Annotated in this window: 26 protein-coding genes; 8 read left to right on the top strand and 18 right to left on the bottom strand. The window is 40.5% G+C overall.

The window, feature by feature from the left end:
- Nucleotides 1–204: 204 nt before the first annotated feature.
- Nucleotides 205–1,719 carry a glycine betaine uptake BCCT transporter gene (locus tag PBF_RS06570; RefSeq protein WP_035328612.1) on the top strand — a complete coding sequence of 505 codons (1,515 nt, stop codon included), beginning with the start codon at nucleotides 205–207 and terminating at the stop codon, nucleotides 1,717–1,719.
- 64 nt (nucleotides 1,720–1,783) lie between these two features.
- Here the strand turns inward: PBF_RS06570 and PBF_RS06565 are convergent, their stop codons facing one another.
- On the bottom strand, nucleotides 1,784–2,029 hold the full coding sequence (locus PBF_RS06565) for a hypothetical protein (protein WP_035328609.1): 246 nt from the start codon (nucleotides 2,027–2,029) through the stop codon (nucleotides 1,784–1,786).
- A gap of 285 nt (nucleotides 2,030–2,314) precedes the next feature.
- Here PBF_RS06565 and PBF_RS06560 point away from each other — a divergent pair, with 285 nt between their 5' ends.
- Nucleotides 2,315–2,701 (top strand): hypothetical protein, encoded by a 387-nt coding sequence (locus PBF_RS06560; protein ID WP_035328607.1) that lies wholly within the window; start codon nucleotides 2,315–2,317, stop codon nucleotides 2,699–2,701.
- 46 nt (nucleotides 2,702–2,747) lie between these two features.
- Here the strand turns inward: PBF_RS06560 and lpdA are convergent, their stop codons facing one another.
- The 5 genes from lpdA to PBF_RS06535 all read right to left on the bottom strand — a co-directional run bounded on the left by lpdA (nucleotide 2,748) and on the right by PBF_RS06535 (nucleotide 8,958).
- Nucleotides 2,748–4,157: a dihydrolipoyl dehydrogenase gene (gene lpdA, locus PBF_RS06555; protein ID WP_035328603.1), complete on the bottom strand. Its 1,410-nt coding sequence runs from the start codon at nucleotides 4,155–4,157 to the stop codon at nucleotides 2,748–2,750.
- Between the two features lie 6 nt (nucleotides 4,158–4,163).
- Nucleotides 4,164–5,510 (bottom strand): dihydrolipoamide acetyltransferase family protein, encoded by a 1,347-nt coding sequence (locus PBF_RS06550; protein ID WP_035328600.1) that lies wholly within the window; start codon nucleotides 5,508–5,510, stop codon nucleotides 4,164–4,166.
- 84 nt (nucleotides 5,511–5,594) lie between these two features.
- Nucleotides 5,595–6,572, bottom strand: a complete 978-nt coding sequence (locus tag PBF_RS06545; protein WP_035328599.1) for an alpha-ketoacid dehydrogenase subunit beta — start codon at nucleotides 6,570–6,572, stop codon at nucleotides 5,595–5,597.
- Nucleotides 6,573–6,575: 3 nt separating this feature from the next.
- Nucleotides 6,576–7,691 (bottom strand): pyruvate dehydrogenase (acetyl-transferring) E1 component subunit alpha, encoded by a 1,116-nt coding sequence (gene pdhA / locus PBF_RS06540; RefSeq protein WP_035328597.1) that lies wholly within the window; start codon nucleotides 7,689–7,691, stop codon nucleotides 6,576–6,578.
- A gap of 598 nt (nucleotides 7,692–8,289) precedes the next feature.
- Nucleotides 8,290–8,958, bottom strand: a complete 669-nt coding sequence (locus tag PBF_RS06535) for a YkyA family protein (RefSeq protein WP_035328593.1) — start codon at nucleotides 8,956–8,958, stop codon at nucleotides 8,290–8,292.
- A gap of 263 nt (nucleotides 8,959–9,221) precedes the next feature.
- On the opposite strand from PBF_RS06535, the gene PBF_RS25345 reads away from it, so the two are divergent.
- A complete protein-coding gene (locus tag PBF_RS25345; protein WP_081757237.1) occupies nucleotides 9,222–9,356 on the top strand; it encodes a YjcZ family sporulation protein in 135 nt (44 codons plus the stop codon).
- 176 nt (nucleotides 9,357–9,532) lie between these two features.
- A complete protein-coding gene (def, locus tag PBF_RS06530) occupies nucleotides 9,533–10,084 on the top strand; it encodes a peptide deformylase (RefSeq protein WP_035328591.1) in 552 nt (183 codons plus the stop codon).
- Between the two features lie 68 nt (nucleotides 10,085–10,152).
- Here the strand turns inward: def and PBF_RS06525 are convergent, their stop codons facing one another.
- Nucleotides 10,153–10,929: a Cof-type HAD-IIB family hydrolase gene (locus PBF_RS06525; protein ID WP_035328589.1), complete on the bottom strand. Its 777-nt coding sequence runs from the start codon at nucleotides 10,927–10,929 to the stop codon at nucleotides 10,153–10,155.
- A gap of 627 nt (nucleotides 10,930–11,556) precedes the next feature.
- On the opposite strand from PBF_RS06525, the gene PBF_RS06520 reads away from it, so the two are divergent.
- The gene (locus PBF_RS06520) at nucleotides 11,557–11,769 is read left to right on the top strand and encodes a DNA-dependent RNA polymerase subunit epsilon (RefSeq protein WP_035328587.1); all 213 of its coding nucleotides are present in this window, start codon (nucleotides 11,557–11,559) and stop codon (nucleotides 11,767–11,769) included.
- Between the two features lie 3 nt (nucleotides 11,770–11,772).
- Entirely contained in the window at nucleotides 11,773–13,440 is a 1,668-nt protein-coding gene (rnjA, locus tag PBF_RS06515; RefSeq protein ID WP_035328584.1) for a ribonuclease J1, read from the top strand.
- A 74-nt stretch (nucleotides 13,441–13,514) separates the two neighbouring features.
- On the opposite strand, the gene PBF_RS06510 is transcribed toward rnjA, so the two are convergent.
- The 3 genes from PBF_RS06510 to PBF_RS06500 all read right to left on the bottom strand — a co-directional run bounded on the left by PBF_RS06510 (nucleotide 13,515) and on the right by PBF_RS06500 (nucleotide 18,234).
- Nucleotides 13,515–14,174: a potassium channel family protein gene (locus PBF_RS06510; protein WP_035328582.1), complete on the bottom strand. Its 660-nt coding sequence runs from the start codon at nucleotides 14,172–14,174 to the stop codon at nucleotides 13,515–13,517.
- A 470-nt stretch (nucleotides 14,175–14,644) separates the two neighbouring features.
- Nucleotides 14,645–16,468 (bottom strand): ABC transporter ATP-binding protein, encoded by a 1,824-nt coding sequence (locus PBF_RS06505; RefSeq protein ID WP_035328581.1) that lies wholly within the window; start codon nucleotides 16,466–16,468, stop codon nucleotides 14,645–14,647.
- Between the two features lie 11 nt (nucleotides 16,469–16,479).
- Nucleotides 16,480–18,234, bottom strand: coding sequence for an ABC transporter ATP-binding protein (locus tag PBF_RS06500; RefSeq protein WP_035328579.1), 1,755 nt, complete (start codon nucleotides 18,232–18,234; stop codon nucleotides 16,480–16,482).
- A 256-nt stretch (nucleotides 18,235–18,490) separates the two neighbouring features.
- On the opposite strand from PBF_RS06500, the gene PBF_RS06495 reads away from it, so the two are divergent.
- The gene (locus tag PBF_RS06495; protein ID WP_035328578.1) at nucleotides 18,491–19,351 is read left to right on the top strand and encodes a mechanosensitive ion channel family protein; all 861 of its coding nucleotides are present in this window, start codon (nucleotides 18,491–18,493) and stop codon (nucleotides 19,349–19,351) included.
- Nucleotides 19,352–19,530: 179 nt separating this feature from the next.
- On the opposite strand, the gene PBF_RS06490 is transcribed toward PBF_RS06495, so the two are convergent.
- From PBF_RS06490 to PBF_RS06465, 8 genes are all read right to left on the bottom strand, one after another.
- Nucleotides 19,531–20,655, bottom strand: coding sequence for an N-acetyldiaminopimelate deacetylase (locus tag PBF_RS06490; protein ID WP_035328576.1), 1,125 nt, complete (start codon nucleotides 20,653–20,655; stop codon nucleotides 19,531–19,533).
- Nucleotides 20,656–20,776: 121 nt separating this feature from the next.
- Nucleotides 20,777–21,487, bottom strand: coding sequence for a 2,3,4,5-tetrahydropyridine-2,6-dicarboxylate N-acetyltransferase (gene dapD / locus PBF_RS06485; RefSeq protein WP_035328575.1), 711 nt, complete (start codon nucleotides 21,485–21,487; stop codon nucleotides 20,777–20,779).
- 102 nt (nucleotides 21,488–21,589) lie between these two features.
- Nucleotides 21,590–22,474 (bottom strand): LysR family transcriptional regulator, encoded by an 885-nt coding sequence (locus PBF_RS06480; protein WP_035328572.1) that lies wholly within the window; start codon nucleotides 22,472–22,474, stop codon nucleotides 21,590–21,592.
- A gap of 145 nt (nucleotides 22,475–22,619) precedes the next feature.
- The gene (locus tag PBF_RS06475) at nucleotides 22,620–24,119 is read right to left on the bottom strand and encodes an MDR family MFS transporter (protein ID WP_035329106.1); all 1,500 of its coding nucleotides are present in this window, start codon (nucleotides 24,117–24,119) and stop codon (nucleotides 22,620–22,622) included.
- 127 nt (nucleotides 24,120–24,246) lie between these two features.
- Entirely contained in the window at nucleotides 24,247–24,693 is a 447-nt protein-coding gene (cbpB, locus tag PBF_RS06470) for a cyclic-di-AMP-binding protein CbpB (RefSeq protein WP_035328570.1), read from the bottom strand.
- Between the two features lie 71 nt (nucleotides 24,694–24,764).
- The gene (locus PBF_RS26420; protein WP_200870019.1) at nucleotides 24,765–24,908 is read right to left on the bottom strand and encodes a hypothetical protein; all 144 of its coding nucleotides are present in this window, start codon (nucleotides 24,906–24,908) and stop codon (nucleotides 24,765–24,767) included.
- A 51-nt stretch (nucleotides 24,909–24,959) separates the two neighbouring features.
- Nucleotides 24,960–25,109 carry a hypothetical protein gene (locus PBF_RS26090; protein ID WP_160169246.1) on the bottom strand — a complete coding sequence of 50 codons (150 nt, stop codon included), beginning with the start codon at nucleotides 25,107–25,109 and terminating at the stop codon, nucleotides 24,960–24,962.
- Between the two features lie 80 nt (nucleotides 25,110–25,189).
- On the bottom strand, nucleotides 25,190–25,426 hold the full coding sequence (locus tag PBF_RS06465) for a YkuJ family protein (RefSeq protein WP_035328567.1): 237 nt from the start codon (nucleotides 25,424–25,426) through the stop codon (nucleotides 25,190–25,192).
- Nucleotides 25,427–25,609: 183 nt separating this feature from the next.
- Here PBF_RS06465 and PBF_RS06460 point away from each other — a divergent pair, with 183 nt between their 5' ends.
- Nucleotides 25,610–26,560: an MBL fold metallo-hydrolase gene (locus tag PBF_RS06460; RefSeq protein WP_035328565.1), complete on the top strand. Its 951-nt coding sequence runs from the start codon at nucleotides 25,610–25,612 to the stop codon at nucleotides 26,558–26,560.
- The last annotated feature ends 32 nt before the right edge of the window (nucleotides 26,561–26,592 follow it).

The following is a 26,592-nucleotide window of genomic DNA, read 5'->3' as shown; positions in this document are numbered from 1 at the left end:
ATTAGCTGTATCTCTGCATCCTTTCGATTTTACTTAATAGAACTTGTTCGGGAAGCTGCTCTCCCCTGCTGAGCTCCAATTGCTTAAAAAATCAAGCAAAAACTGTCAGGAAAGCGGGATAATTAAATGCCTGCATTTTTAGGATTGGAAGTTTAACAGAATTATTTAAATTAAGGTTTATCTTATTAAGACTGGAGGGATTTGATGAAGAAACTGACACCCGTCTTTACGGTTTCAGTCATATTCACAGCAATATTTATTTTATGGGGACTTGTACCTAAGACCATACTGCCAAAAGGCAACCTTGATTCTGTTACAGCATCTGTTCAGGGATTGATATTGGAAAAGTTCGGCTGGTTTTACCTTTTATCAGCTTCTATCTTTTTAATTTTTTCAATCCTATTAGCATTCAGCAAGTACGGAAATATTCGACTGGGAAAGGATGCAGACCGGCCAGAATATAGCTACTTAAGCTGGTTTGCCATGCTTTTCAGTGCAGGGATGGGTATTGGCCTGGTTTTTTGGGGAGTTGCGGAACCAATGTATCACTACTATGCGCCACCTTTTCTTGACGGGCAGACACCAGAAGCAGCAAGAGCTGCCATGAGGTACTCCTTCTTCCACTGGGGACTTCATCCATGGGCTATTTATACAGTCATTGGGCTTGCACTCGCTTATTTTCAGTTCAGAAAAGGTGCACCGGGAGTTATCAGCTCCATATTGAGGCCAATTTTAGGAAGCAAAGTGGATGGTCCACTTGGAGTATTAATTGATTTTATAGCCGTCTTTGCTACAGTTTTTGGTGTTGCCACATCATTAGGGCTGGGAGCCATTCAAATATCCGGCGGACTTTCTGAAACATTTGACGGTATCGGCAATAATTCCACCACTCAATTAATTATTATTGCGGTCGTGACGATCTTGTTCATGATTTCAGCGCAAACCGGTTTAAACAAAGGAATTAAATACTTAAGTAATTTAAATATTATTTTAGCTATCTCATTATTGCTATTTCTGCTGTTTGTTGGGCCTTCAAATTTTATTATGGACCTGTTTACAACGACGATTGGCTCTTATCTTCAAAACCTTCCTTCCATGAGCTTCAGGCTTAGTCCTTTTGATCAGGAATTGACATGGTTTCAGGATTGGACAATTTTTTATTGGGCATGGTGGATTGCATGGGCTCCATTTGTCGGTACATTCATAGCCAGAATATCCCGCGGAAGGACAATAAGAGAATTCGTCATTGGCGTGCTTGCTGTTCCTACCCTTTTTGGAGCGCTTTGGTTCTCAGTTTTTGGAGGAACAGGCATATACCTTGAATTCTTTGAGGCTAAGCCTATAATGGAAACAATTGACCAGCAGGGAATGGAAGTTGCACTGTTCACTGTGTTTGATAACTTCCCTTTCAGCACTGTTCTAAGCTTATTGGCTATATTCTTGATCAGCACATTTTTTATAACTTCTGCAGATTCAGCTACCTTTGTTCTTGGGATGCAGACGACGAACGGAAACTTGAACCCTCCAGGCAAAGTGAAATTTGTCTGGGGCATTATCCAATCTGCTTCTGCAGCCATCCTGTTATGGACGGGAGGGCTGGAAGCACTCCAAAGAGCTTCTATTATAGCAGCGCTTCCCTTTACTGTAATTATGCTTTTAATCGTTCTATCGCTGGCTAAATCGTTTAAAGAAGAAACCATACCGAAAAAAAACAGATAAAAAGTCTAAAAAAACCGGCACCTGTAAATGGGTGCCGATTTTTTAATTCTTGTCATTTTGCCAATTACCAATGTGTAATGCAGGACATCGCCAAATGGAAAGAAGCATATAAGCTTAGGCTCATGATAGTAACCATAATCGTTTTTTTTGCTGATTTAATAACCCAATTTCCAATATTTATTGCCAAATAGAAAAAAACAAAAAACATAATAACTTTATATATGAGCAGATCATACTTTGACAGCCACTCAATTAAAGTATATCCGCTCCAGATTAACATCTGCAGCAAAAGAGCTGTATAAATCTTCATACACTCCACCACCAAATTTTTTAATCCTTACCCGTTTTTTAAATAAAAGAAACACTTGTGTTTGTAATATATGTTGAAAAGGATATTCTTATTTTTCATTTCTGTATCATTTGAATGACAAGCTAATATTTCCATTTGCTATATGATAAAATACTCATAATTATTAGGAGATTATTATGAATTGCTCACCTTCTGTCAGAAGGATGGAAAATTCTCGAGACTTCTATCCTGTTTTAGGTCAATTAAGTAATAAGGTGGAATTTTTTATAAAGTGAGGGCAAAAGGATGAAAGGTCTGCCATTGTTATTGATTACTGCACTCTTGCTTGTGACCTCTTCATGCAATCATAAGGAAGTAAAAAATGAGCTGAAGATAGATGACAGTGTTAAGCAGCTTATTTTTTTTACTGATCATAAACAATATGAACAGGAAATATCCTATTATGATGCCATCATCGAATTAAAGACAAGCTATCCTGAACTGATTAAAGATATGAAAGTGATAACAGCAGCAGAAGCAAGTCACTTAAGCAATTATAAGATAGAAAACTGCCCTGCCATCCTGCTGGTATATCAGGACAAAGTTTTAGTAGAAATAAAAGGCACTGTATCTAAAGATAAAATAGTTTATCCGCTCGCCAAAGCAATGGATGAAGAAAACGAAAATCCGTAATCATCAAAAAAAAAATCCTTCCCTGGCAGGGAAGGATTTTTTTGTGTTATTTTACAATGTGAATTGGGCTTCCAATAGCAACTTCTGCTGCTTCCATTGTGATTTCACCCAATGTAGGATGTGCGTGAATAGTCATCGCAAGATCTTCTGCAGTCATGCCTGCTTCTATAGCCAATCCAAGCTCTGCAATCATATCAGATGCACTTGCACCGGCGATCTGCGCTCCAATTACAAGTCCATCCTCTTTACGTGTCACAAGTTTTAAGAATCCATCAGTGGAATCAAGTGCAAGAGCACGGCCATTGGCTGCAAATGGGAACTTCGCCGCTGTTACTTCGATTCCTTCTTCTTTAGCCTGCTGCTCGGTATAGCCGACAGAAGCTAATTCAGGCTCAGAGAATACAACCGCAGGGATTGCCAAGTAATCAATTTCTGCGTTATGGCCTGCAATTGCTTCAGCAGCAATCTTGCCTTCGTAAGAAGCTTTGTGGGCTAATTGAGGACCTGCAACAATATCACCGATCGCATAAATGTTGCTCACACTCGTACGGCATTGTTTATCAATTTCAATAACACCGCGTTCAGTCATCTTAACACCGGCTTGCTCTAAGCCAAGTTCATCTGTATTTGGACGTCTTCCGACCATTACAAATACATAATCTGCATCAAGAGACTTTTCTTCACCCTTTTCTTCAAACTTAACGGTAACACCATTTTCATTCTCTTCAACACCCTTAGCAAGTGCCTTCGTGATGAATTCTACACCTTTTTTCTTCAGGTTGCGTTTAACAAGAGATGACATTTGCTTCTCAAAGCCGATTAAAATATCATCTGCGCCCTCAAGGATCGTTACTTGTGAACCAAAGTTCGCATATGCTCCTCCAAGTTCGATTCCGATAACACCGCCGCCGATTACAACGATTTTCTCAGGAATTTCCTGAAGAGCAAGGGCGCCTGTAGAATCAAGAACACGTTTAGAGAATTTAAAAGTTGGCAATTCAATTGGACGGGATCCTGTTGCAATAATTGCATTTTTGAACGTGTAAGTTTGTGCTGAATTTTCATCCATTACACGAAGGGTATTACCATCAACAAAATAAGCCTCACCGCGTACGATGTCAACTTTATTTCCCTTTAATAGACCTTCAACTCCGCCTGTAAGCTTCTTGACTACACCGGATTTGAATTCCTGTACTTTTGTAAAGTCCACTTTTACGTTTTCAGCTGTAATTCCCATTACTTCTGAATGCTTAGCATTTTCGTAGCGGTGGCCTGCTGCGATTAAAGCCTTTGAAGGAATACATCCAACGTTTAAGCAAACTCCGCCCATATTAGCTTTTTCTACAATTGTAACTTTTTGTCCAAGCTGTGCTGCACGAATTGCTGCAACATATCCCCCTGGACCCGCACCGATGACTATAGTATCTGTTTCGATTGGAAAATCTCCTACTACCATTTGTTATTACGCCTCCATTAACAATAGTTCTGGATCGTTCAGTAAACGCTTGATGTGATTCAATGCATTTTGTGCAGTTGCTCCATCAATAATTCTGTGGTCAAAGCTTAGTGATAATGCCAATACTGGAGCAGCAACAATTTCTCCATCTTTCACTACCGGCTTTTCAGCAATGCGTCCAATTCCAAGAATGGCAACTTCAGGGTGATTGATAACAGGAGTGAACCACTGTCCGCCTGCAGAACCGATATTTGTTATTGTGCAAGAAGCACCCTTCATTTCGTCAGGAGCAAGCTTACCGTCTCGTGCTTTACCAGCCAATTCATTGATTTCATTTGAAATGGCGAATGTAGATTTGCGGTCTGCATCCTTAACAACTGGCACGAGAAGACCTTTTTCAGTGTCTGCCGCAATACCGATGTTATAGTAATGCTTCTGGATGATTTCACCTGCTGCATCATCGATTGAAGTATTTAGTGCCGGGAATTCACGCAATGCACTTGTTAATGCTTTTACCACATATGGAAGGAATGTAAGCTTAATTCCTTTATTTGCTGCAACTTCTTTAAACTTCTTGCGGTGTGCAACAAGTTTCGTAACATCAATTTCATCCATTAATGTAACGTGTGGAGCTGTATGCTTAGAGTTTACCATAGCTTTTGCAATAGCCTTACGGATTCCGCTCATTTTCTCGCGAGTTTCCGGATATTGCCCAGCAGGGACCGCCTGTGCAGCTGCCGGTGCAGTTTCTTTTGCTTCAGCTTGTGGTGAAGCTTCCTGAGCGGGCGCTTCCTTAGCTTGAGCACCGCCATTTAAGAATGCATCAATGTCATCTTTCTGGATGCGTCCATTTTTGCCGCTTCCAGCTACCTGGCGAATATCTACGCCTTTATCTCGAGCATACTTTCTGACTGACGGCATTGCAATAATGCGGCGGTTAGGATCCACATCCGTATCAGAAATAACCACGCCTTCTTTTGGTGTCTCCTGTGCAGGAGCTTCCTCTTTCTTTACATCCTGTCCAGCTTCAGCAGTGGCCTGTACCTGTGCTTCTGTTTTTTCTTCTTTAGGAGCCTCTTCTTCATGGTCTCCCTTGAATTTAAGATCTTCATATCCTGGAGCATCAAAAGTAATCAAAACTTGACCTACAGTTGCGACTGTACCTTCTTCTACAAGGATTTCTTCAACTTTACCTTTAACTGGCGAAGGAATCTCTACAACCGCTTTATCATTTTGAACCTCACAAAGCACGTCATCTTCTTGTACTTCATCACCTGGCTTTACAAACCATTTGACGATTTCACCTTCATGGATACCTTCACCGATATCAGGCAATCTAAATTGGAATGCCAATGGAATTCACCCTCCTATTATTTCAATCGTTCTAGTAAAACACGTCAGGGGGATATTTTCCCCCTTGTGTCATTAGTTATTCAATTAAAATTCAAGTACTTTTTTAGCTGTTTCAATTACATCTTTATAGTTTGGAAGCCAAACTGTTTCAGCCTGCGGGAAAGCAAATACTGTATCTGGCGCAGCTACACGCAGAACTGGTGCTTCCAGGCTAAGAATTGCACGGTCATTAATTTCTGCCACGACATTTGCTGCAATACCAGCTTGCTTTTGTGCTTCCTGAACCACAATTGCTCTTCCTGTCTTTTCAACAGATGAAATAATTGTTTCAATATCGAGAGGTGCAACTGTACGCAAGTCGATAACTTCGGCAGATTTCCCTTCTTTTTCAAGCTCTTCAGCCGCTTTTAAAGATTCATGGACCATTGCTCCGTAAGTAACAATTGTCAGGTCAGAACCTTCACGTTTAACTTCTGCTTTGCCAAGCGGAATTGTATATTCCTCTTCAGGTACTTCCTGGCGGAAAGAACGATACAATTTCATATGCTCAAGGAAGATAACAGGATCGTTATCGCGAATAGCTGAGATAAGCAGTCCCTTTGCATCGTATGGAGTTGAAGGGATAACAACCTTTAGTCCAGGCTGCTGAGCCATTAAGCCTTCAAGGCTGTCGGCGTGCATTTCAGGAGTATGTACCCCTCCCCCGAATGGTGAACGGATTGTTACCGGGGAATTATATCTTCCGCCGGAACGGTAACGCATACGTGCCAGTTGACCGGAAATAGAATCCATTACTTCATAAACGAATCCAAAGAATTGGATTTCAGGTACCGGACGGAAGCCTTGTAAACCAAGACCGACTGCCAGACCGCCGATTCCGGATTCAGCTAGCGGTGTATCAAATACACGCTCTTCGCCAAATTCTTTTTGAAGGCCTTCGGTAGCACGGAAAACGCCGCCGTTAACGCCCACATCTTCACCGAATACCAATACATTCGGATCGTTGCGCAATTCTGTGCGAAGAGCATCAGTAATTGCCTGAATCATTGTCATTTGCGCCATGGCTTACTTCGACTCCTTTTCTTTGTATATTTCATACTGTTCTTTTAGGTTGTAAGGCATTTCTTCATACATGATGTTCATAAGGTCAGTTACCTTTTGCTTAGGTGTATCATCAGCCTTTTTAATTGCTTCTTTAATATCTTCTTTTGCTTGTTCAATTACTTCGTTTTCCATATCTTCGTTCCAGATTCCTTTATCTTCAAGGAATTTGCGGAAGCGAACAAGAGGATCTTTCTTTTCCCACTCGTTATCAAGGTCTGAAGTACGGTAGCGAGTTGGATCATCCCCTGCCATTGTGTGTGGTCCGTAACGATAAGTTAGAGTTTCAATAAGTGTTGGGCCTTCACCATTTACTGCGCGCTCTCGAGCTTCACGTACTGCAGCATACACAGCAAGCGGGTCCATTCCATCAACCTGGATCCCCGGAATTCCTGCAGCAACTGCTTTTTGTGCAATAGTTTTAGCAGCAGATTGCTTCTCAACAGGAGTAGAAATAGCAAAGCGGTTATTTTGAACAATAAAAATTGCCGGTGCTTTAAATGCTCCCGCAAAGTTAATTCCTTCGTAGAAATCACCTTGTGAGGCACCGCCGTCACCAGTGTAAGTAATCGCAACTGTCTTTTCACCACGCTTCTTCATTCCAAGCGCGACACCTGCTGTTTGAATGTATTGAGCACCAATGATAATCTGAGGGGCAATAACATTTACACCTTCAGGGATATTTCCGCCTTCATAGTGACCTCTTGACCATAGGAAAGCCTGGGATAATGGAAGACCATGCCAAATGATTTGAGGCACATCACGATAACCCGGAAGAATGAAATCTTCTTTTTCCAATGCAAATTGGGAAGCAAGCTGCGATGCTTCCTGGCCAGCTGTTGGAGCATAGAAGCCTAAACGGCCTTGTCTGTTTAAAGAAATGGAGCGCTGGTCAAGAATGCGGGTATAAACCATGCGGCGCATTAATTCCTGAAGCTGCTCATCGCTTAAATCAGGCATTGCTGATTCATTAACAACCTTGCCTTCTTCATTTAAAATTTGTAGAGTTTGGAACTGTTCTTCAACTGTTTCGAGCTGTTTTTTCGCATCGAATTGTGCCTTCTTTGTTTTAGAAGCCATATCAGTCACCCTTTCCTTTCATAAAAAGACGTTAATTAAGAGTTTTTATACACAAAATTTAGGTTACCCAAAACGAAGCCATATTAGATACTCTTTCAAAAAGCGAAAAAAGATACTCTTTCAGGCATGTTTTTAATAGCATCTCTAAATAGCAGAACGTTCTTTTCTGCCATATGCATACTTATAAATAGTGTTCCACAGATCACTTCTAAAAAAACGTCTTTCTGTTCATCTTTAACTATCATATTCTGTATTAGTTTATTTTGCAACAAAATTGATACAGAAATACTTACGAGATTTAGTTTAATACACCTTCAGGACCTTCGTCAATCACCTTGCTTTTTGTTTTTCACAGTTACCATACTTTTTATATTCAATATCAAATCCTAAAACTGTATTAACGCTCACACCCTTTCTGTACTATAAAAAACTACTATATTTTCATGTGTTATAGTAAAGAAACTACACCAGTCATTATTTTAAAATAAAGACGCCAGCGTAAAAAAATGAAAGCGGATTCATTCCGATCGGGTGTTTCCATACGCATTAATAGCCAAAAAAACAAAAATGCCGCGCATTTATCATGCCGGCATAAATATTATTCGTCTGTATTTAATTCGAGCCCTGCTTCTTTATAGAAATCCAGTTTTGCTTCATTATACTCTTTTGTTTTTTCATTGAACTGTTTATTTGAAGACAGGATCTTTTCATACATTTCATTTATTTCGCTAATTTGATTTTCAAGCTGTTCGAGAGTAAGGTCTTCCTTTTTAAACATCGCGTACAGTTCTTTATCTAATTGCAGCGCTTTGGAATAATCCTCAAAAAGAGTGTCATGTATTTTATACCTGTCCATCATAATTTCGTACAGTTCTTTAGCTTTAGCTTTCAATTTTTGACTCTCTATCTCCTCTATGATCGGAGATAATGATTCAAATTCCTTTTTTGAAGCCTGTATGCTTTTCTGCTCTTTCTCCATATGATTTTTCCGCTTCTCCACAATGGTGGAAGCCTCGTCAGACAGCTTTTTTATTTCCTCGAAATCCTTCATTCCAAGGTTGATTATTTTATCGTATAATTCCTTTTCTCTTTTCTCCAGCTTCACGAGCGGTTCCTGCTGCTTTTCAAAATCCTTTTCTTTTGCAACTACATTTTCCAGAACATCATACATTTTTTCCTCAGGTTTTGGCTTGTTTATACAGCCAGAGAGGAAGATAGCCACAATTATAAAAACAAGCAGCAGTCTGCTTTTGTTCAAAATTGACACGTTGAAACCTCCTTACTTATAACATTTTTAACTATAAAGGTACCTGCCCTGTTTGACAATAGCCTTTTGGTTTGACACTTTTCAGAACAGTTCACAGGTTGTCCTTGTTAGAAGTTTATATAAAATCTATTCATTTCATTTTTCCTTTATGACTTGGGTAAAGGCCTACACCATTCATCATTTAAAACATAGGCTATATTAATCGTCCGATGTGGCTAGTCAAAAAGATGGACGATAATCTTACTTTAGGGAGGTTATCCTTCATGTACGGATATGGCGGATACGGTTATGGATGCGGTTATCCAGTAGCGGGTGCCGGCTGCGGCAGAGGTTTTGCGTTAATAGTAGTATTATTCATTCTCTTAATCATAGTTGGCTGCGCTTGCTGGAAGTTTTAATTACTTGAGAAGGTGCCAAAGGCGCCTTCTCTTATTAACTTTTTTGCACCGCTCTGATAGACTGAATATAATAAAATAAAATTAATACCTAGCGTATTTTTGGCTTTCCAATATGGTCTTCTTGCCAATAATTTAGCCATTTTTTTATTCTTTATTACATAGCGGGAGTGATAATCATGCTGAGCATGAAAGATATTATACGCGACGGCCACCAAACTTTAAGGAAAATTGCTTCGGAAGTAAACATGCCTCCATCTGCAGAAGAAAAACGAATCCTGCGGGAAATGATGGAATACGTAAAAAACAGCCAAGATCCTGAGCTTGCTGCAAAATATGGCTTAAGGGCAGGCATTGGATTAGCTGCTCCTCAAATTAATGTTTCCAAGAGGATGATCGCTGTTCATGTAACCTATAACGGAGAGCTGTTCAGTTATGCATTCTTCAACCCTAAGATCATCAGCCATTCTGTGCAGCGTTCTTATCTGGCTGCAGGAGAAGGCTGTCTGTCTGTTGATGAATCCATACCCGGTTTTGTGCCCCGATATGCAAAAGTGACTGTTAAAGGTACAGACCTGGAGGGCAATGAAATAAAACTCAAGCTAAAAGGGCTGCCTGCCATTGTGTTTCAGCACGAAATTGACCATCTTAACGGAATCATGTTTTACGATCACATCAACAAACAAAATCCGTTTCAGCCAATTGAAAATGCCATTGCTATAGAACGATAGAAAGCAAAAGCAGTCTCAGCATAACAAAAGAAAGCCTCCAGCTATTGAATTGGGGGCTTTTTGCGATGCTATATTAATTGAAGTTCCTTTAATCCCTTCCAGATTCCTTCCTGGTCTACTCCAGAAGTTACATGGTCTGCTGCCTTCTTAACCACTTCTTCTGCGTTGCCCATTGCTATCCCCGTTCCGACTGCATTCAGCATCTCTATATCATTGAGCCCATCTCCAAAGGCATATACATCCTTCAAGTCAAACCCAAGCCTTTTTATCATTTGCTTTATCCCTTCAGCTTTGGATCCGCCGGCAGGCAAAACATCAACGGAATATGGATGCCATCTGATAAAGCCAAAATCAGGATATACAGATGATGAAATATACTTACCCTCATCCTTTTCCTCGCAGAAGAGCAGTGATTGATATAATTCCCTGCCGCTGTAAAACTCCTGGTCTTCCTCAGGGTGCGGGAACTTTAAGCTCCCCATGCTTTCCTCAATAAATGGATGATGGGTTACCGAAGCTTTCATTGTTTTCTCATTCATAAACACTAACGGATGTCCATTTGACTGTGCATGCCGGTATAGCTTTTCAATTTCAGCTGTTTTAAGTGGATTGCGGTATATGGGCTCGTTTTCAAATACGACATATTGGCCGTTAAAGCTGACAAATGAATCAATATCAAGCTCGCTGCGCAAGTTCTCATACATGAAAGGCGCTCTGCCGGTAGCAATCGCCACAAAAGTCCCATTCTTTTTCAGCTTGTCAATCGCCTCTTTCGTACTGTCCGGCAAATTTTTTTCGTGATCCAATAAGGTTCCATCTATATCAAAGAAAACAATCTTTTTCATATATAACAAACTTCCTTTCAAACGTTATTCAACCGGCTTTTATTTCATAGTTTATCGTAATAAAACACTAAACCCATAAAGTGAAAAAGTCAATTTCGTTACTTTTAAAAATGTTAATTTCCATTTTTACCCACGATAGATTTATCTATTTTACCATATAATATAATAAAGAAAAGCGGAATACCCTTACCTGCGAAGGATCGCAGACAAAAAAAGAGAAGCTTGTACAGCCTGCCAAAGCGGGCCGGACAGTATCAAAAGCAGCCACATTAATTACAAAAATCTGTTTAAAACGCCCCTGCTGCCTTTACTTTGGACAAGGATCGTTTAAAATAGAAAGTAAGGAGTTGATCCACTATGTTAAAGAAGCTGAGAAAGAAGCTTTTAAAACAGTGGAATGAATTGCTTCGAAAAAAATCTATTGCCTGACAATTTTGAGCCCTTCAAACTTGCGAAGGGCTCCTTCCTTATTGTAAATTGGTTATCAGTATACTTTTTACATAGATTCGGAAGCGTATTAGCATTGAGAAGAATAAATATTCATATCCCGCAGGAAAAAACATGTAATACATGTTATTATTTTATATAATAGATAAAAGTTTTTTATCGGATTAAGGAGAGATAGAAATGATTTTCAAGGTATATTATCAGGAATCCAAGACAGAGGTACCGGTTAGAGAAAAAACAAAAACTATTTTTGTGGAAGGCGATTCAGAAAGAGACGTTCGCAAGAAGCTGGCTGACCGGAACTATAATATTGAATTTGTAGCATCTGTTCAAGGAGATTTCCTGGAATATGAAAAACAAAGTGAAGACTTTAAAGTATTGGAGATTGAGTAATTTATGAAATTTGTTAAAAATGATCAAACAGCCGTTTTTGCCCTGGGCGGACTTGGGGAAATCGGAAAGAATACTTACGCGGTACAATTCCAGGATGAAATTATCCTGATTGATGCCGGAATTAAATTTCCTGAGGACGAACTTCTCGGAATCGATTATGTTATTCCTGATTACACTTACTTAGTTAAAAACGAAGATAAGATAAAAGGGTTATTTATCACTCATGGACATGAAGACCATATTGGAGGAATTCCATATCTTCTAAGAGAAGTTAACATCCCGGTTTACGGCGGAAAGCTGGCTCTGGGGCTCCTGAGAAATAAACTTGAAGAACACGGACTATTAAGACAGACCACTCTTCATGAAATCAAAGAAGACGATATCATTAAATTCAGAAAAACATCCGTGACTTTCTTCAGGACAACTCATAGTATTCCTGATTCATATGGAATCGTTGTCAAAACACCGCCAGGACAAGTTGTTCATACCGGGGATTTCAAATTTGATTTTACCCCTGTAGGAGAGCCGGCCAACCTGACGAAAATGGCTGAAATCGGTAAAGAAGGCGTCCTTTGCCTGCTTTCTGACAGTACAAACAGTGAAATTCCTGAATTCACCATGTCTGAACGCCGGGTTGGCGACAGCATTCATGACATCTTCCGGAAAGTTGAAGGACGGATTATTTTCGCCACCTTCGCTTCAAATATCCACCGTCTTCAGCAGGTGACTGAAGCAGCCGTTACAAATGGCAGAAAAATTGCTGTCTTTGGCAGAAGTATGGAAGCAGCCATAAATATCGGACAGGAATTAGGATACATCCAGGCACCAAAGGATACTTTTATTGATGCACATCAAATTAACAGACTTCCAGCCAACCAGGTGACAATTCTTTGTACAGGAAGCCAGGGAGAGCCGATGGCGGCCCTTTCAAGAATTGCTAATGGAACGCATCGCCAGATACAGATCATTCCTGGCGACACTGTTGTATTCTCTTCTTCACCTATTCCAGGGAACACAATCAGTGTCAGCAGAACGATTGACAGACTTTCCCGTGCAGGTGCAGAAGTCATTTATGGCAAATTAAGTGATATTCACACATCCGGACATGGCGGCCAGGAAGAACAGAAACTAATGCTTCGTTTAATAAAGCCAAAATTCTTCATGCCGATTCATGGTGAATACAGAATGCAGAAAATGCATGCTAAATTGGCTGTAGATTGTGGAGTGGAAGAAGAAAACTGCTTCATCATGGATAATGGTGAAGTTCTGGCTCTCAGCGAAGATTCTGCTCAGGTTGCCGGAAAAATCCCGTCTGGATCTGTCTATATTGACGGTAGCGGAATCGGTGATATCGGAAATATTGTTTTACGGGACCGCCGCATTCTTTCTGAAGAAGGTTTAGTGGTTGTCGTAGTGAGCATCAATATGAAGGACTTCAAAATTGCTGCCGGCCCTGACTTAATTTCCCGCGGGTTCGTCTACATGAGGGAATCCGGAGATTTAATCAATGATGCACAGGCACTCATTACAAAACATTTAAGCAAGGTTATGGAACGCAGGACAACTCAATGGTCAGAAATCAAGAATGAAATTACTGACACGCTTGCACCATTCCTTTATGAAAAAACAAAGCGCCGTCCAATGATCTTGCCGATTATCATGGAAGTTTAAAAAATCCCACGAGGTATAAGTATATACTAAAAAAAGGCTGTATCGCTCACATGAGAGATACAGCCTTTTTCAAATTAAGACATCACTTTCTTTTCAAAACGGTTGATATCTACGTCTGCTCCAATAACAATAAGAATATCGTCAAATTGTATTTTTTCATTTGCCTGCGGAGAAACGATAATTTCTTTTTTTCTTTTAATTGCAACAATGTTGATTCCGTACTTTGCCCGGATATCAAGATCTATAATGCTGTGGCCGGCAAGTTTTTCATTAGCCACGATTTCTACTATGCTATGCTCATCAGAGAGTTCCAGATAATCCAGAACATTATTTGACACAATACTGTGGGCAATCCTTCTGCCCATATCCCTTTCAGGATGAACAACCTGATCGGCACCTATTCTCCTCAATACTTTAGCATGATAATCATTTTGCGCTTTAACCGTAATCTTATTAACTCCTACCTCTTTTAATATTAAGGTTGTAAGGATAGAGGCCTGAATATTATCGCCAATCGCCACAATAACATGGTCAAAATTACGTATTCCCAAACTCTTGATAACGGATTCGTCTGTGGTATCGCCAACTACAGCGTGCGAAGCAACTCTCGCAAATTCGTTCACACGGTCTTCATTTACATCAATCGCCATTACTTCCATGCCTTCTTCTGCCAGAGCATGGCAGATGCTTCCTCCAAAACGTCCAAGTCCGATAACAGCAAATTCTTTTTTCATCCTATCTTCCCCCAGCAAAGTTAGCAATATAGACAATAATACCATAATAGCACACACAGGAGTATAGCGATTAGACATTACTTAATGACATAAGAAAAGCGCAAGCGCCTTGCCCACGAATGAACGCAGACTAAGAACGCCACGTCCTGTGGCAACGTCTGCATGACCCCCATCCTGGGGGCCTCAAGCACAAGACGAGCCTCCCGGAAAGGCGTTCTTTGCCTTTTTGGGAGGCTTGCTCGAAAAGTGGAGGCGACTGCCCAGGGACGACAGGCATAAGACGGTTCCTGCAAGAAGGCGTTTTTCCTTCTGGAAGGAAACAGCTTATGACCCAGAGTCACTAGGAGCCGCAACTAGACAAGCTTGTGACCTCGAGGGGGTAGGCTGCTTGCGCTAGACAGGTATCTACGTTCAAAATTTTATACTTTCTTATCTTTAAATAAAACCTCCTCACGGAGGTTTTTTGTTCATTAAATTGCTTCAAGCATATTGTATTGTGCCTTAACCAAATGAAAATATTCACCTTTCGCATTCATCAATTCCTCATGATTTCCTTGCTCTAAAATATTTCCATGATCGAGCACGAAAATTTGATCAGATTCCCGGATTGTGGACAGCCTATGGGCGATAATTATGGCTGTTCTGCCCTTCAAAAGTGTCTTTAAAGCCTGCTGGATCTTCATCTCTGTCTCTGTATCAATACTTGCAGTAGCTTCATCAAGTATAAGAATACGCGGGTCTGCAAGCAAAGCGCGGGCAAAGGAGAGCAGCTGCCTCTCTCCGACCGATAATATATTCCCTCTTTCCTCCACTTCGGTTTCATATCCCTTTGAAAGTTTTTCAATGAATCCGTGTGCACCGACAGCTTTGGCTGCTTCCACTACTTCTTCATCCGTTGCATCTGGCCTGCCAAAACGGATGTTATCGCAGATTGTGCCGGAAAATATGAAAGTATCCTGCAGCACGACACTGATTTGCTTGCGCAAACTTGATAAAGAAACATCCTGTAAATCATAGCCATCTATTTTTACAGTACCTCCCGAAGGGTCATAAAAACGGCTGATTAAGTTCGCTATCGTTGTTTTTCCAGATCCTGTATGACCGACAAGCGCTGCTGTCTGCCCCGATTTTATCTCAAATGAAACTCCATTTAGGGCTGTTCTTTTATCATCGTAAGAAAAAATGACATTCTCAAATTCAATCTTGCCATCTATCTCCTGCAAATTCACAGCATTGTTCCTTTCTGATACGATTGGCTGCTCATCAAGAAATTCAAAGATTCTTTCAGAGGAAGCCATTCCCATGAGCAGCTGGTTATAAACCATACCAAGCCGGGAAATAGGCTCCCAGAACATCCCTAAATAAAAGGCAAAAGAAACAAAGACACCGATCGATATTGACCCGGTCTGAATCAGATGCGCCCCAAACCAAATCAGTACAGCTGTACCCAGGGCATTGGTCAATTCAACCAGCGGCCTGAACATAGCATTCTTCTGGGAGGCAACCCTCCAGCTTTCAAAGTTCTCCGTATTCACACCATCAAAGAATGTCATATTCTCTTTTTCCTGTGTAAAAGACTGGGTAATCCTGATACCCTGAATACTCTCATTTAAGTGAGAATTCAATTTGGATTGTTTTAACCGGACAGTTTGCCAGGATCTGCGGATATTTCTCCGCAAACTGGTTGAAATAAAAAACATGATGGGCAGGATGACCATTATTGCCAAAGTCAGTTCAGGACTTAGTGTAAATAAAATAATAAAAATCCCTGCCAGCATGATCAAATCCATCAGCAGATTTATGACTCCATTTGTAAAAAGCTCCTGGAGAGAATTAATGTCATTCATGATCCTTACCAGTATGGACCCTGCCGAACGCTGATCAAAAAAACGATGTGAGAGCGTCTGTACGTGTGTAAATAAATGTTTTCGAAGATCATAAATAACACTTTGGCCGAGCTTATTCATCCATTTAATCCTGAAATAGTTTGCAGCGTAAGAAATCGTGTAAAGTGATGCAATCAATGAGACCAGGATGACAAGCAGCCGGCCTTCTTTTTCGATTAACGCTTTATCTAACGTATACACACCGATCAAGATAGGAATAATCAGTCTGACTGCCGTATTTACTAATACCATTATAATGGAGAGCGGAAGTAAATTTTTTCTGTAGGGCTCCATATAACTGAATAATCGCAGCATCTGCTTCCAATTAAATGGCTTCTCGATCACTTCGTCAGCAGAGTATTGGAACCTGTTTAACACTTTGTCATTTTCCGGTTTAGATTTTTTCAAGAACGCACCTCCTAGCCTGCATTTGATTGGAGAACCTTATCCCGGTCCTGATATTGAATATCGTAAATCCGCTGATATGGACCATTGTTTTTAAGCAGCTTTTCATGTGTCCCCCGTTCAGCCACTCTCCCGTTCTCAAGCACAAGAATTTCATCTGCATGCTTAAGGGAAGAAATCCGGTGCGCAATAATAAACGTAGTTCGATCAGCCATTACTTCTTTCAATGCTTTTTGTATCATGAATTCAGTTTCCATATCCACAGCGCTTGTTGCATCATCCAGAACTAAAATGCTGGGATCTGCACAAATAGCCCTTGATATCGCAATCCTTTGCTTCTGGCCGCCTGAAAGCCCCATGCCCCTCTCGCCAAGAACGGTATCGTATTGATCAGGAAGCTCCATGATAAATTCATGAGCCTGCGCACGTTTGGCAGCTTCAATAATTTCCTCCATGGTTGAATCCGGCTTCCCGAATGCAATATTCGCTTTAATTGAAGAAGAAAACAAGAAAGATTCCTGAAGTACAAAGCTGATGTTACTTCTCAGAGACTGGAGAGAGTATTCCTGCACATTTATCCCATCAATCATCACACTACCTTCAACTGGCTCATAAAATCTTGTCATAAGCTGTGTTAAGCTCGTTTTACCTGATCCCGTAGAGCCGATTAATCCAATCACCTTTCCCGGCTCTGCATGAAAAGAGATATCCGATAAAGCGTCATTGTCATCCTTCGTATATTTCAGAGTAACATTACGGAATTCCACCTCACCCTGCAATCGCTCTGCATTAACACATAAATCGATATCCTCAATCTCATTATCTGCTTCAAGGATCTCAATGAGCCGCTCTCCTGACGCTTTTGACTGTGAAAATAGGTTAACAATAAAGCCTAAGTTCATAATGGGCCACATAATATACCAGACAAGGCTGTAAAAGGCGACAAGTTCCCCTGGATTCAGACTGCCGGCCATAACAAGATAACCACCGTAAGCCAGAAGCAGTACAACACTTAAATTGCCCAGAAACTCCATTAAAGGAAAGTATTTGGCCCAAATATCCGATGTAAAGAGATATTTATCCTTATAATCACTGTTAGAGTCATTGAATTTATTAATCTCAAAATCTTCCCGCGATAATGACTTCACAGTATTAATTCCGCTTATATTCTCCTGAACTTTTGTATTCAGGCGCCCGAATGATTTCCGGATGCCCCGGAATGCCGGATGCACAGCTTTGTCGAATTTAAAGGTGACTACTGCCAGAAAAGGCAGGGTGATAAGTGTGACAATAGCCAGGGGAACAGAATAATAAAACATGACCGACATACTGATAAGGATCAATAAACAAAAACGAATGAGTTCAGAAAATCCGAATGAAAGAAAGAACCGGAATCCCTCAACATCTGCAGTAAGCCGGGACATTAAATCGCCTGTTTTCGCATTGTCATAATATCTGAAAGGCAGAAACTGCAATTTTTCATATAATACATTTCTAAGCTTATAGACCGATGTGATTCCAAATAAATCACCGGTGTACTGATGGATATAAGTCGCTGCCCCCTTTACGGCCATTATGGCAATAAAGCCTAAAGCCAAAAAGGGTATCCACCCATAATTCCCTCCAATGACCACTTCATCAATTGTCACCTGCAGGATCACTGGATACACAACCGTTATAGCTGTCACGATAAAAAGAAAAAATATGGACCAAATAAAGTAATGTTTAAATGGCCAATAATATTGCTTTAACTTTTTAAATGTTTCCATCTGCATACCCCCTTTTAATTTGCGGAAAAATTCGAAAAGTTAGAACGTAATATTAAATATATCGAGTTTCGAAGTATTTTTCCACCCCTTTTTGTTTGATTTTTCACTTTTTTCAAAATCAACCTTATAAGTACTCAGCTGTTTTTTTCCCAATATTTTCTCTGGCATTGCATTGGCTGGAAAGGCTAACCGTTTGCATATAAAACATTGTTGCGATAAAATGATGACTTTACTAATATTGAAAGGACAGGAGAAGATGGAATACCTAAATTTTTCGCAAATAAATTGGGAAGCCTTGCTGATTGATGCAGGCCTTATTTTATTAAAGCTTGCAGCTATCTATTTTGCATTTTTAATCGTTAAATCAGCGGGGAACAAAATCATCCAAAAGAGCTTTGAAGGAATATCGAAGAAGGAAAGAATATCTCCCGGAAGATCGAAAACACTGCTAAGTCTTGCTCAAAACATATTCTCATATGTTCTTATTTTTATATTCGCTGTTACGATTCTGCAAGTTTTTGGTATAAAGGCAACTGCCATTCTGGCCGGTGCGGGGGTAATTGGTTTAGCAGTCGGCTTTGGAGCACAGGGACTTGTCAGTGATGTAGTAACAGGATTTTTTATCTTGCTGGAAAGGCAAATTGATGTAGGCGATTATGTAACAACAGGAAGCTACTCAGGAATAGTGGAGCAAATTGGATTAAAAACGACTCAAATCCGAGGGTTTGACGGAACTTTGCATTATCTGCCCAACCGGGAGATTACCAGTCTGAGTAACCATTCCCGCGGCAACATGCGCGCACTGGTTGATATAGGAATCTCTTATGATGACAATATTGATGAAGCTATCACAGTCCTTCAGGAAGCATGTGACAGGATTGCTGAAGAAAACCAGGCAATTGTTGAAGGACCTAATGTCATCGGCGTACAAACATTAGGCTCATCTGATGTAGTATTAAGAATCATTGCCAAGACAGAAAACATGGAACAGTGGGCTGTCGAACGGCAGCTTAGAAAAGCGCTGAAGGAAGCTTTGGAAGCTAACGGGATTGAAATTCCTTTCCCCCATCAGGTGCTGATACAAAAACAGACAGGAACAGAAAGTTCCACCGGATAAAGTGAATCTTCAATCAGTGGGATTTTCTTTATCCCCCACTTATCCCCCATTGGCTCCACTGAGCCTTGTAGTGGGGGTCTTACTGCCCGTTAGACTGTGTTAAATCGAAAACAAAAAGCTGATTTCGCAGATCCTAATAGGATCATATGAAATCAGCTTTTTTTATGGGTAAATGTGCTTCAGCCTTTATACTTTAAATATGCTGCAATCAATTCAATTGCAGTTTCGATTGCATTTTCATTTGGATTCAGCCTGGCATGATGAAGTCCATATTCTGAATCGACGCCAAGCCAAAACATGAAGCCCGGAATTTCTTCAAGCATATAGCCGAAGTCCTCACCTGTCATGGCTTCACGGCATTCAACCACATTGATGTCTGTATTGGTGCGGGCAAAATCCATGAATTCCCTTGTTAAGGTTTCCTCATTATAAACCTGATGATACATGCTGCCATAGTCGATTGAAGCTTCACATTCATACCCAACTTCAATTCCTTTGACAAGTGCCTGAATCCTGCTTTTTACTTTCTTCATTGATTCTGGGGATAGTGTGCGAATGGTACCTTCAAGCCTTGCTTTTTCAGCTATGATGTTTTGAACAGTGCCACCTGTTATTTTTCCGATTGTAACGACTGCGCTGTCCAGGGGATCAACATTCCTTGAAATAATGGACTGAAGCTGGCTGACCAGGGTACATGCTGCCACGACCATATCATTGGTGTTATGCGGATATGCGGCATGTCCCCCTTTTCCTTTTAAATCAATAAAAAGTTCCGACGTATTTGCAAACAGCAAGCCTTCTCTCAAAGCGATGGTTCCGACAGGATATTCCGGAGCAATATGGAGGGCCAATATCATATCCGGCTTCCAGTCTTTCATTATTTCAGATCTAAGCATGGGTTCTGCTCCGCCAGGCCCTTCTTCAGCCGGCTGAAAAATAAACAGCAAATCATCGTTAATTGGTTCAGCTGTGAATTTTGTTATTAGCCCCAGTGCAATCGACATATGGAAATCATGTCCGCAGGCATGCATTTGTTCATCATGCTTTGATTTGAACGGCAGGCCTGTCTCCTCTGCAATCGGAAGGCCGTCTATATCAGCACGATACCCAATCATCCGGGAAGGATTCATACCGCTTATTTTTACAAAAATGCCTGTTTTCCAAGTTTTAATTTCCATGTTGTCCTGAGGAAGACTATACAGATAATTTAATAGAAACTGCTGTGTTTTATATTCACGGAACCCAAGCTCCGGTATTTTGTGCAGCTCTCGACGCAGCTCAATAAATGGATTAGTTGTGACCAAGCTTTCTCCCCCTTGTTAAAATTGCCCCTTATGTCTCATTCAAGCTATATTTCTCCTTGGTTCGCCTATTGATAATTTCCTTTAGAAAAAGCGCGGATCGAGATCCACGCTTTTTAAACTATTATAATTGGCGAAGTTCCTGCTTAATTTCTGTCTTAGACTTAGTTTTTTCATCAATCTCTTTAATCACACGGGCTGGTGTGCCTGCCACCACTGTGTATGGAGGCACATCATCAATAACAATCGCACCTGCAGCAACTACAGCTCCCTTGCCAACCGTTACACCTTCGAGAACAACCGCATTTGCTCCGATTACTACATCATCTTCTACAACGACAGGTTTTGCTGAAGGAGGCTCAATAACGCCTGCCAATACAGTTCCTGCTCCAATATGGCAATTCTTGCCGACTGTAGCTCTTCCGCCAAGGACAACATTCATATCAATCATTGTGCCTTCACCGATCACTGCTCCGATATTTATGGAAGCACCCATCATGATTACAGCGTTATCACCGATTTCTACCTGGTCACGGATGATGGCACCCGGCTCAATACGCGCTTTAATATTTTTCATGTCCAGCAACGGAATCGCTGAGTTCCTGCGGTCATTCTCAATTACATAATCTTCAATTTTTGACTGGTTTGCTTCAATAGCCTGGCTAATTTCAGACCATTCACCAAACACAACCCCGGTACTGCCATTTACAAAGGACTTAGCTGAAGCTCCAAAGTCGATTCCCTCTAAATCACCTTTAATATAAACCTTTACAGGCGTGGATTTTGTGCTGTTCTGGATAAAAGAAATAATCTCATTGGCATCCATCATTTTCATAATAAAAATCCTCCTCTATGTATAACATTGCAACTAGGATTACTTTAACAAACAAAAGCGCTGAAAACAAGAAAAAAAAATGACGGAAGAAAAAATGGGTTTTCACTTTCTTTCTTCTTCAATGTGCTCCTTTATTAACTCAACAAATGCCTGCACCTGCTTGAGCTGAAAGGCCGATTCGTATCCCAGAAGCCACGTATCACGCTTAATCGGCAAATTATTCTCGTCAAGCAGCGGGATCTTAAAAATATTTTTCTCTGCACCATTCAGCGTAATGGCCGGGAGAATGGCGTACCCTATTCCATTGAAAGTCATTTGCTTGCATGTTTCAATTTGGTCAACTACTATTGTCCTTTTTGGAGAAGTTTTGAACTGCCGCAGCCACCAGTCCTGAATTTCCTGATAATAGTTTGAATCACTCTTAAACTGAATAAATGGCCGGTCTGTTTCAAGAACCTGCTCCGGCCTTGTAATTTCTGTATCAACCAGATAAAGACTGTCCTTAAATAAAGGGATTTTAATCCCCTTCCAATCAGGAGTTCCTCTGATAATTCCAATATGAACCTGATCATCATAAAGAGATTTTAATATTTCACTGCTCCAGCCGGTAATCAGAGATATTTTTGCCTGGGGATAGCGGCTGACAAACTTTTTAAGAACTTGCGGCAGCCAATTCTGTCCGACAATTGAAGCAACTGCAATTTTTAATGTTCCATGAACCTCCGAATTAAGGGCAGTAATTGACTCCCTCACTTTTTCTTCTTTGGCCAAAACTTCATTTACAAATTGAATAACAATTTCTCCAGCCGGTGTCAGAGACAATCCCTTTTGTGAGCGGAGGAATAGCTTGTTGCCCCATTCCTTTTCAATATTCACAAGGCGCTGTGAAAGCGCCGGCTGCGATACAAATAAACGCTCAGCTGCTTTTCTCATATTCATTTCCTGTGCCAGTACCGATAAAAGATGAAATTCTGTAAGTGAAGACATAAACATCTTCCCTTCATAACTTTTTCTTATAGTATATCTTAATTACTTTTGAATTTCTTTATCATCGATAATGGTTTGGGAGATAAAGTTCCAGAAGTTAAACATTAAAAATCTCTGCACGATAAATGCAGAGATTTACAGGCGCCTAATCGGCGATTTCCTTTTCATGCTTCGGCAGTGCAATGACCAATAAGAAGCTTATCACTGCAAATAACAGCACTGCATAATACACCGAATGAAGCGAAACGGTAAGGCCATTTTGCAGAATTTCCTTCATTCCTGCATCCATGCTGTTTCTTGCTTCTTCATTTAATAGTACATTTGCTGAATCCAACGATAAGCCGGCGTCTATGCCTTCACCATTCTTCTGTATATATGATTTGATCTGACTGTTCAAAATTCCGCCCAGCAAGGCTGCTCCTATGGTGTTGCCCAGATTTCTCATAAACATATTAGCAGCAGTGGCAATTCCCCTTTGATTCCATTCCACTGTACTCTGAATGGATACAATAAAAGCTGTAGTGGTCAAGCCCATGCCTGCCCCAACCAAAAAGCTCCCCGCTGCAGCCCATACGGGTCCCGCTTCAGGAGTGAGGGTAACAAACATAATACTCCCCGCTATCAAAAACACTCCGCCTATGACAGATGTACTTCTAAAACCAATTTTTAAAAGCAGTTTGCCTGCCGCTGCAGAAGCAATCGGCCATCCAATCGACATCGTGGTAAGCGTAAAGCCGGCTACTATCGGAGATCTTTCCATGACACCTTGCACAAAGGCCGGAAGAAAACTGGAAATCCCTATCAGCATGACACCGGTTGTTAAGGAAGCCAAATTGGCAATTAATATCGGCTTGTCCTTCCAAATATTAAAAGGCATCATTGGTTCCGCAGCTTTTTGTTCCTGCAGGATAAATAAAATAAAAGCAATTATACTGACCGCTAAAAGGCTGATTGCTTCAATGGAATTCCATGCCCAATTTGTTCCTCCTTCCACAAGCACAAACATAAGAGATGAAATGGAAACTGTTAATAGCACAGCTCCTGCATAATCGATCTGATGCTTTTTCCTTTCCACATTTTCATGAAGGAAAAGCCACAAGCCTGCAATCGCCATGATGCCAAGTGGTATGTTAACCCAAAAAACATATCGCCAGCTGACAAATTCAACCAGAAGCCCGCCTATTGCCGGGCCCATGATAGCTGAAATTCCCCAAACACTTGATAAATACCCCTGCACCTGTGCCCTTTCCTCTTTTGTATAAATATCTCCGACGATGGTTGTTGCAATCGGCATTACTGCTCCGGCACCAAAACCCTGGATTAACCTGAAAATGATCAGTGCTGTCATCGATTCCGCAAAACCGCATAAAATAGAACCTATTAAAAAGATGATAATCCCGAACGTCAAAACGGGCTTCCGCCCAAATAAGTCTGAAAGCTTGCCATAAATCAATACAGTCACAGCATTCATTAGCAGGTAAGCTGAAAACACCCAGCTATATAAAGCAAATCCGCCTAAATCTCCAACAATGGCAGGCATTGCAGTTGATACAATGGTTGCCTCAATAGCCCCCATAAACATGGCAAGCATTACTGAAGCCAGCACAAAAGGCTTTTTGGTTACTTTCCTCTTTCCTTGAGGCATTTTTTTATGTAAAGTTTGACTCAAGTATTTCCCCTCCAAGTATAAATCCGAAAATAACGGCTATAAACCGGCCTGAATACTTATTATTGAAAATAAAGCAAGCTCCCACTGCGGGGAGCTGTGATATTTAACGTTTATTTAATCGTCTGATATGTTTATTTAATTGATCTAATACTGTTCTGCGAGTCAGTATTCCCTCAAAGTAGCCTTCCTTGTTTTCAACACATATAAATGGATGGTCAACTAAGAGAGCGATCGATTCCTGAATAGAAGATTCAGCATCAAGCCGGGGGATATTTCTGTTCATAGCCTCTTCAACCCTTTTTTTCTCCAGCTGCTCAAATTCAATCCGCTCTAGACCGAGAATGGAATCCATGATAATAGGTGTGCTGATTAAGCCCTGCAGCTTATATTGCGGGTCCAGTACAGGTATTGCTGTATAACCGCTTTTCGTTAGTACTAAGAGGGCATGCTCAAGGTTATTGCCAACCTGGACATGTGCTACCCGTTCAGAAGGAATCATGAAATCACTAATGTTAAATTCTAAAAATTCCTCGCTATGGAGACTGATCATCACTGAAAACTCCTCAAAAATTAGTTATGCTTCTCAACCATTTTATCACAGTCTCCGGTATTTTGCGCCTATTATCCTTTACTGGTTTGAATGTCTCTAACTTCATAGCTGCAGTCAGGACAGTGATAAATAACATTTTGATTGGATTGTGCAGTTAATACGGCATCAATTTCTTTTTCTGCCCTGCAGGCTGGACATGTTACAGTTGGCATCATTCTGCTTCACCTCAACTTAAAGGATCATATACTGCTTATTATTCTCAATGCCTATTTTTTCGAGTCTCTATTGTCTTTTAAAATTTCTTTCATTTCTTCAAGAGTTTTCCTGATCCGGATTACTTCTTTTTTTGTATTAATTAAATCTGCAAGCAAAAGCAGCACTGTAAAAAACAGCATAATCATGAGCAGGTAATACATTTCCCACCTCTGGCATTTGGTTTATTTTTACAGGGAATATAAGAAAAGAGGCCAAAAAGGCCCCTTATGTATGTTTTGAATTATTGAATCAAATCGAAAATTTCGATTGTGATCATATCAATGTTGTCGAATTGATATCTTTTTGGCTTTTCTTTATCGTTATATACTTCCAGCTCAAATGTTTCATTTTTCGGATGAAAAGTTACCTGGCATTTTCTTTCACCATTCACCTCAAAAAATCTTTGCATTGGCTCTCCGCCTGTTGCTTGTTCCTGTAAGCTCTTTAAGCGTGTTAATATACCTTGAAGCTGTGACATGCTCTCTCTCCTTTCCAAAACAAAACCCATAATTCACATTTAGGTTTCTCTTTTGGCATGTTTCTATCCTAAAGAAATAAATTCAGAATATTCAAGCACAATGCTTTACATACCAATATTAACAGAATAAAATATTGTCAGGTGTTTGTACAAGCAAAAGCTTTATAAAGGACGTGATTTTTTTTGGCAAAACCTGAAAAATTGGTGGAAAACCTATATTTAATTGATGATTTTGACCTTTCTTTGGAAAAACGTACCGGTACATATGTCCTGACAGAACAAAAGCTGACTTTGATTGAAACCTCGGCCAGCCCCTCCATCCCCTATATATTAGAAGGACTAAACCAGCTTCATTTTAAACCGGAGGAAGTTGAATATATCATCGTGACGCATATTCATCTTGATCATGCAGGCGGCGCCGGTTTATTATTAACCCACTGTCCGAACGCAAAGGTTATTGTCCACCCAAAAGGTGCAAGGCACTTAGCAGACCCTTCACGCTTAATTACCGGTGCAAAAGCTGTTTATGGAGATCAATTCGATGGACTGTTTAATCCAATTTTGCCAGTACCGGAGGATAAGATTATCACAAAAGAGCATGAAGAAGAGCTTGAAATAGGTCCAAATTGCACATTGAAATTTTATCATTCTCCCGGACACGCCAATCACCACTTCAGCATCTTTCACCCTTCATTAAATGGGATGTTTACGGGAGATACTGCTGGTGTATTTTATCCTCAGTTAAAAGCACATGGGATTGAAATGTATCTGCCCTCGACTTCACCAAACCAATTCAGTCCAGGCAAAATGCTCGAATCCATTGACATGTACGAAAAAATGGACATTGAATTTATTTTCTTTGGCCATTACGGCATGAGTTCAACCCCTAAAGAAGTCTACAGGCAAATAAAAGATTGGCTTAAGATATTCATGAATGCAGGGGAAACTGCCTTTTCTGGCGGGGGCTCTATAGATCAGCAGTCACAGGCAGCACAAGCCATCCTCGAAGAGAAAGTTAAAGCTTATTTAAATAGCAGAGGCATCCCATCTGACCATCCTGTATACGAGATTCTTTCTGTCGATATCGCTGTTTGCTCGATGGGCTTGATTGATTACCTGCATAAAGCAAACTGATTGCCTGCTTGAACTTCCTGCTTTATGATAGA

Origin of the sequence: Cytobacillus firmus DS1, assembly GCF_000565285.1 — a bacterium.
GTDB lineage: Bacteria > Bacillota > Bacilli > Bacillales > Cytobacillaceae > Cytobacillus > Cytobacillus firmus_A.
Note: the sequence above shows the minus strand (reverse complement) of the source record. Positions and strands in the feature narration are given on the sequence as shown.

Bases quoted from the DNA above. Each gene is read 5' to 3' on its own strand.
- PBF_RS06560 (WP_035328607.1), top strand. From the start codon at position 2,315: ATGAAAGGTCTGCCATTGTTATTGATTACTGCACTCTTGCTTGTGACC.
- PBF_RS06525 (WP_035328589.1), bottom strand. From the start codon at position 10,929: ATGAAAAAGATTGTTTTCTTTGATATAGATGGAACCTTATTGGATCAC.
- PBF_RS06500 (WP_035328579.1), bottom strand. From the start codon at position 18,234: ATGGAAACATTTAAAAAGTTAAAGCAATATTATTGGCCATTTAAACAT.
- cbpB (WP_035328570.1), bottom strand. From the start codon at position 24,693: ATGATCAGTCTCCATAGCGAGGAATTTTTAGAATTTAACATTAGTGAT.
- PBF_RS06565 (WP_035328609.1), bottom strand. From the start codon at position 2,029: ATGAAGATTTATACAGCTCTTTTGCTGCAGATGTTAATCTGGAGCGGA.
- lpdA (WP_035328603.1), bottom strand. From the start codon at position 4,157: ATGGTAGTAGGAGATTTTCCAATCGAAACAGATACTATAGTCATCGGT.
- PBF_RS06480 (WP_035328572.1), bottom strand. From the start codon at position 22,474: ATGTCTTCACTTACAGAATTTCATCTTTTATCGGTACTGGCACAGGAA.
- pdhA (WP_035328597.1), bottom strand. From the start codon at position 7,691: ATGGCTTCTAAAACAAAGAAGGCACAATTCGATGCGAAAAAACAGCTC.
- PBF_RS06520 (WP_035328587.1), top strand. From the start codon at position 11,557: ATGATTTTCAAGGTATATTATCAGGAATCCAAGACAGAGGTACCGGTT.
- PBF_RS06465 (WP_035328567.1), bottom strand. From the start codon at position 25,426: ATGTCACAGCTTCAAGGTATATTAACACGCTTAAAGAGCTTACAGGAA.
- PBF_RS06495 (WP_035328578.1), top strand. From the start codon at position 18,491: ATGGAATACCTAAATTTTTCGCAAATAAATTGGGAAGCCTTGCTGATT.
- dapD (WP_035328575.1), bottom strand. From the start codon at position 21,487: ATGAAAATGATGGATGCCAATGAGATTATTTCTTTTATCCAGAACAGC.
- PBF_RS06545 (WP_035328599.1), bottom strand. From the start codon at position 6,572: ATGGCGCAAATGACAATGATTCAGGCAATTACTGATGCTCTTCGCACA.
- PBF_RS26090 (WP_160169246.1), bottom strand. From the start codon at position 25,109: ATGTATTACCTGCTCATGATTATGCTGTTTTTTACAGTGCTGCTTTTG.
- PBF_RS25345 (WP_081757237.1), top strand. From the start codon at position 9,222: ATGTACGGATATGGCGGATACGGTTATGGATGCGGTTATCCAGTAGCG.
- def (WP_035328591.1), top strand. From the start codon at position 9,533: ATGCTGAGCATGAAAGATATTATACGCGACGGCCACCAAACTTTAAGG.
- PBF_RS06570 (WP_035328612.1), top strand. From the start codon at position 205: ATGAAGAAACTGACACCCGTCTTTACGGTTTCAGTCATATTCACAGCA.
- PBF_RS26420 (WP_200870019.1), bottom strand. From the start codon at position 24,908: ATGATGCCAACTGTAACATGTCCAGCCTGCAGGGCAGAAAAAGAAATT.
- PBF_RS06475 (WP_035329106.1), bottom strand. From the start codon at position 24,119: ATGCCTCAAGGAAAGAGGAAAGTAACCAAAAAGCCTTTTGTGCTGGCT.
- rnjA (WP_035328584.1), top strand. From the start codon at position 11,773: ATGAAATTTGTTAAAAATGATCAAACAGCCGTTTTTGCCCTGGGCGGA.
- PBF_RS06510 (WP_035328582.1), bottom strand. From the start codon at position 14,174: ATGAAAAAAGAATTTGCTGTTATCGGACTTGGACGTTTTGGAGGAAGC.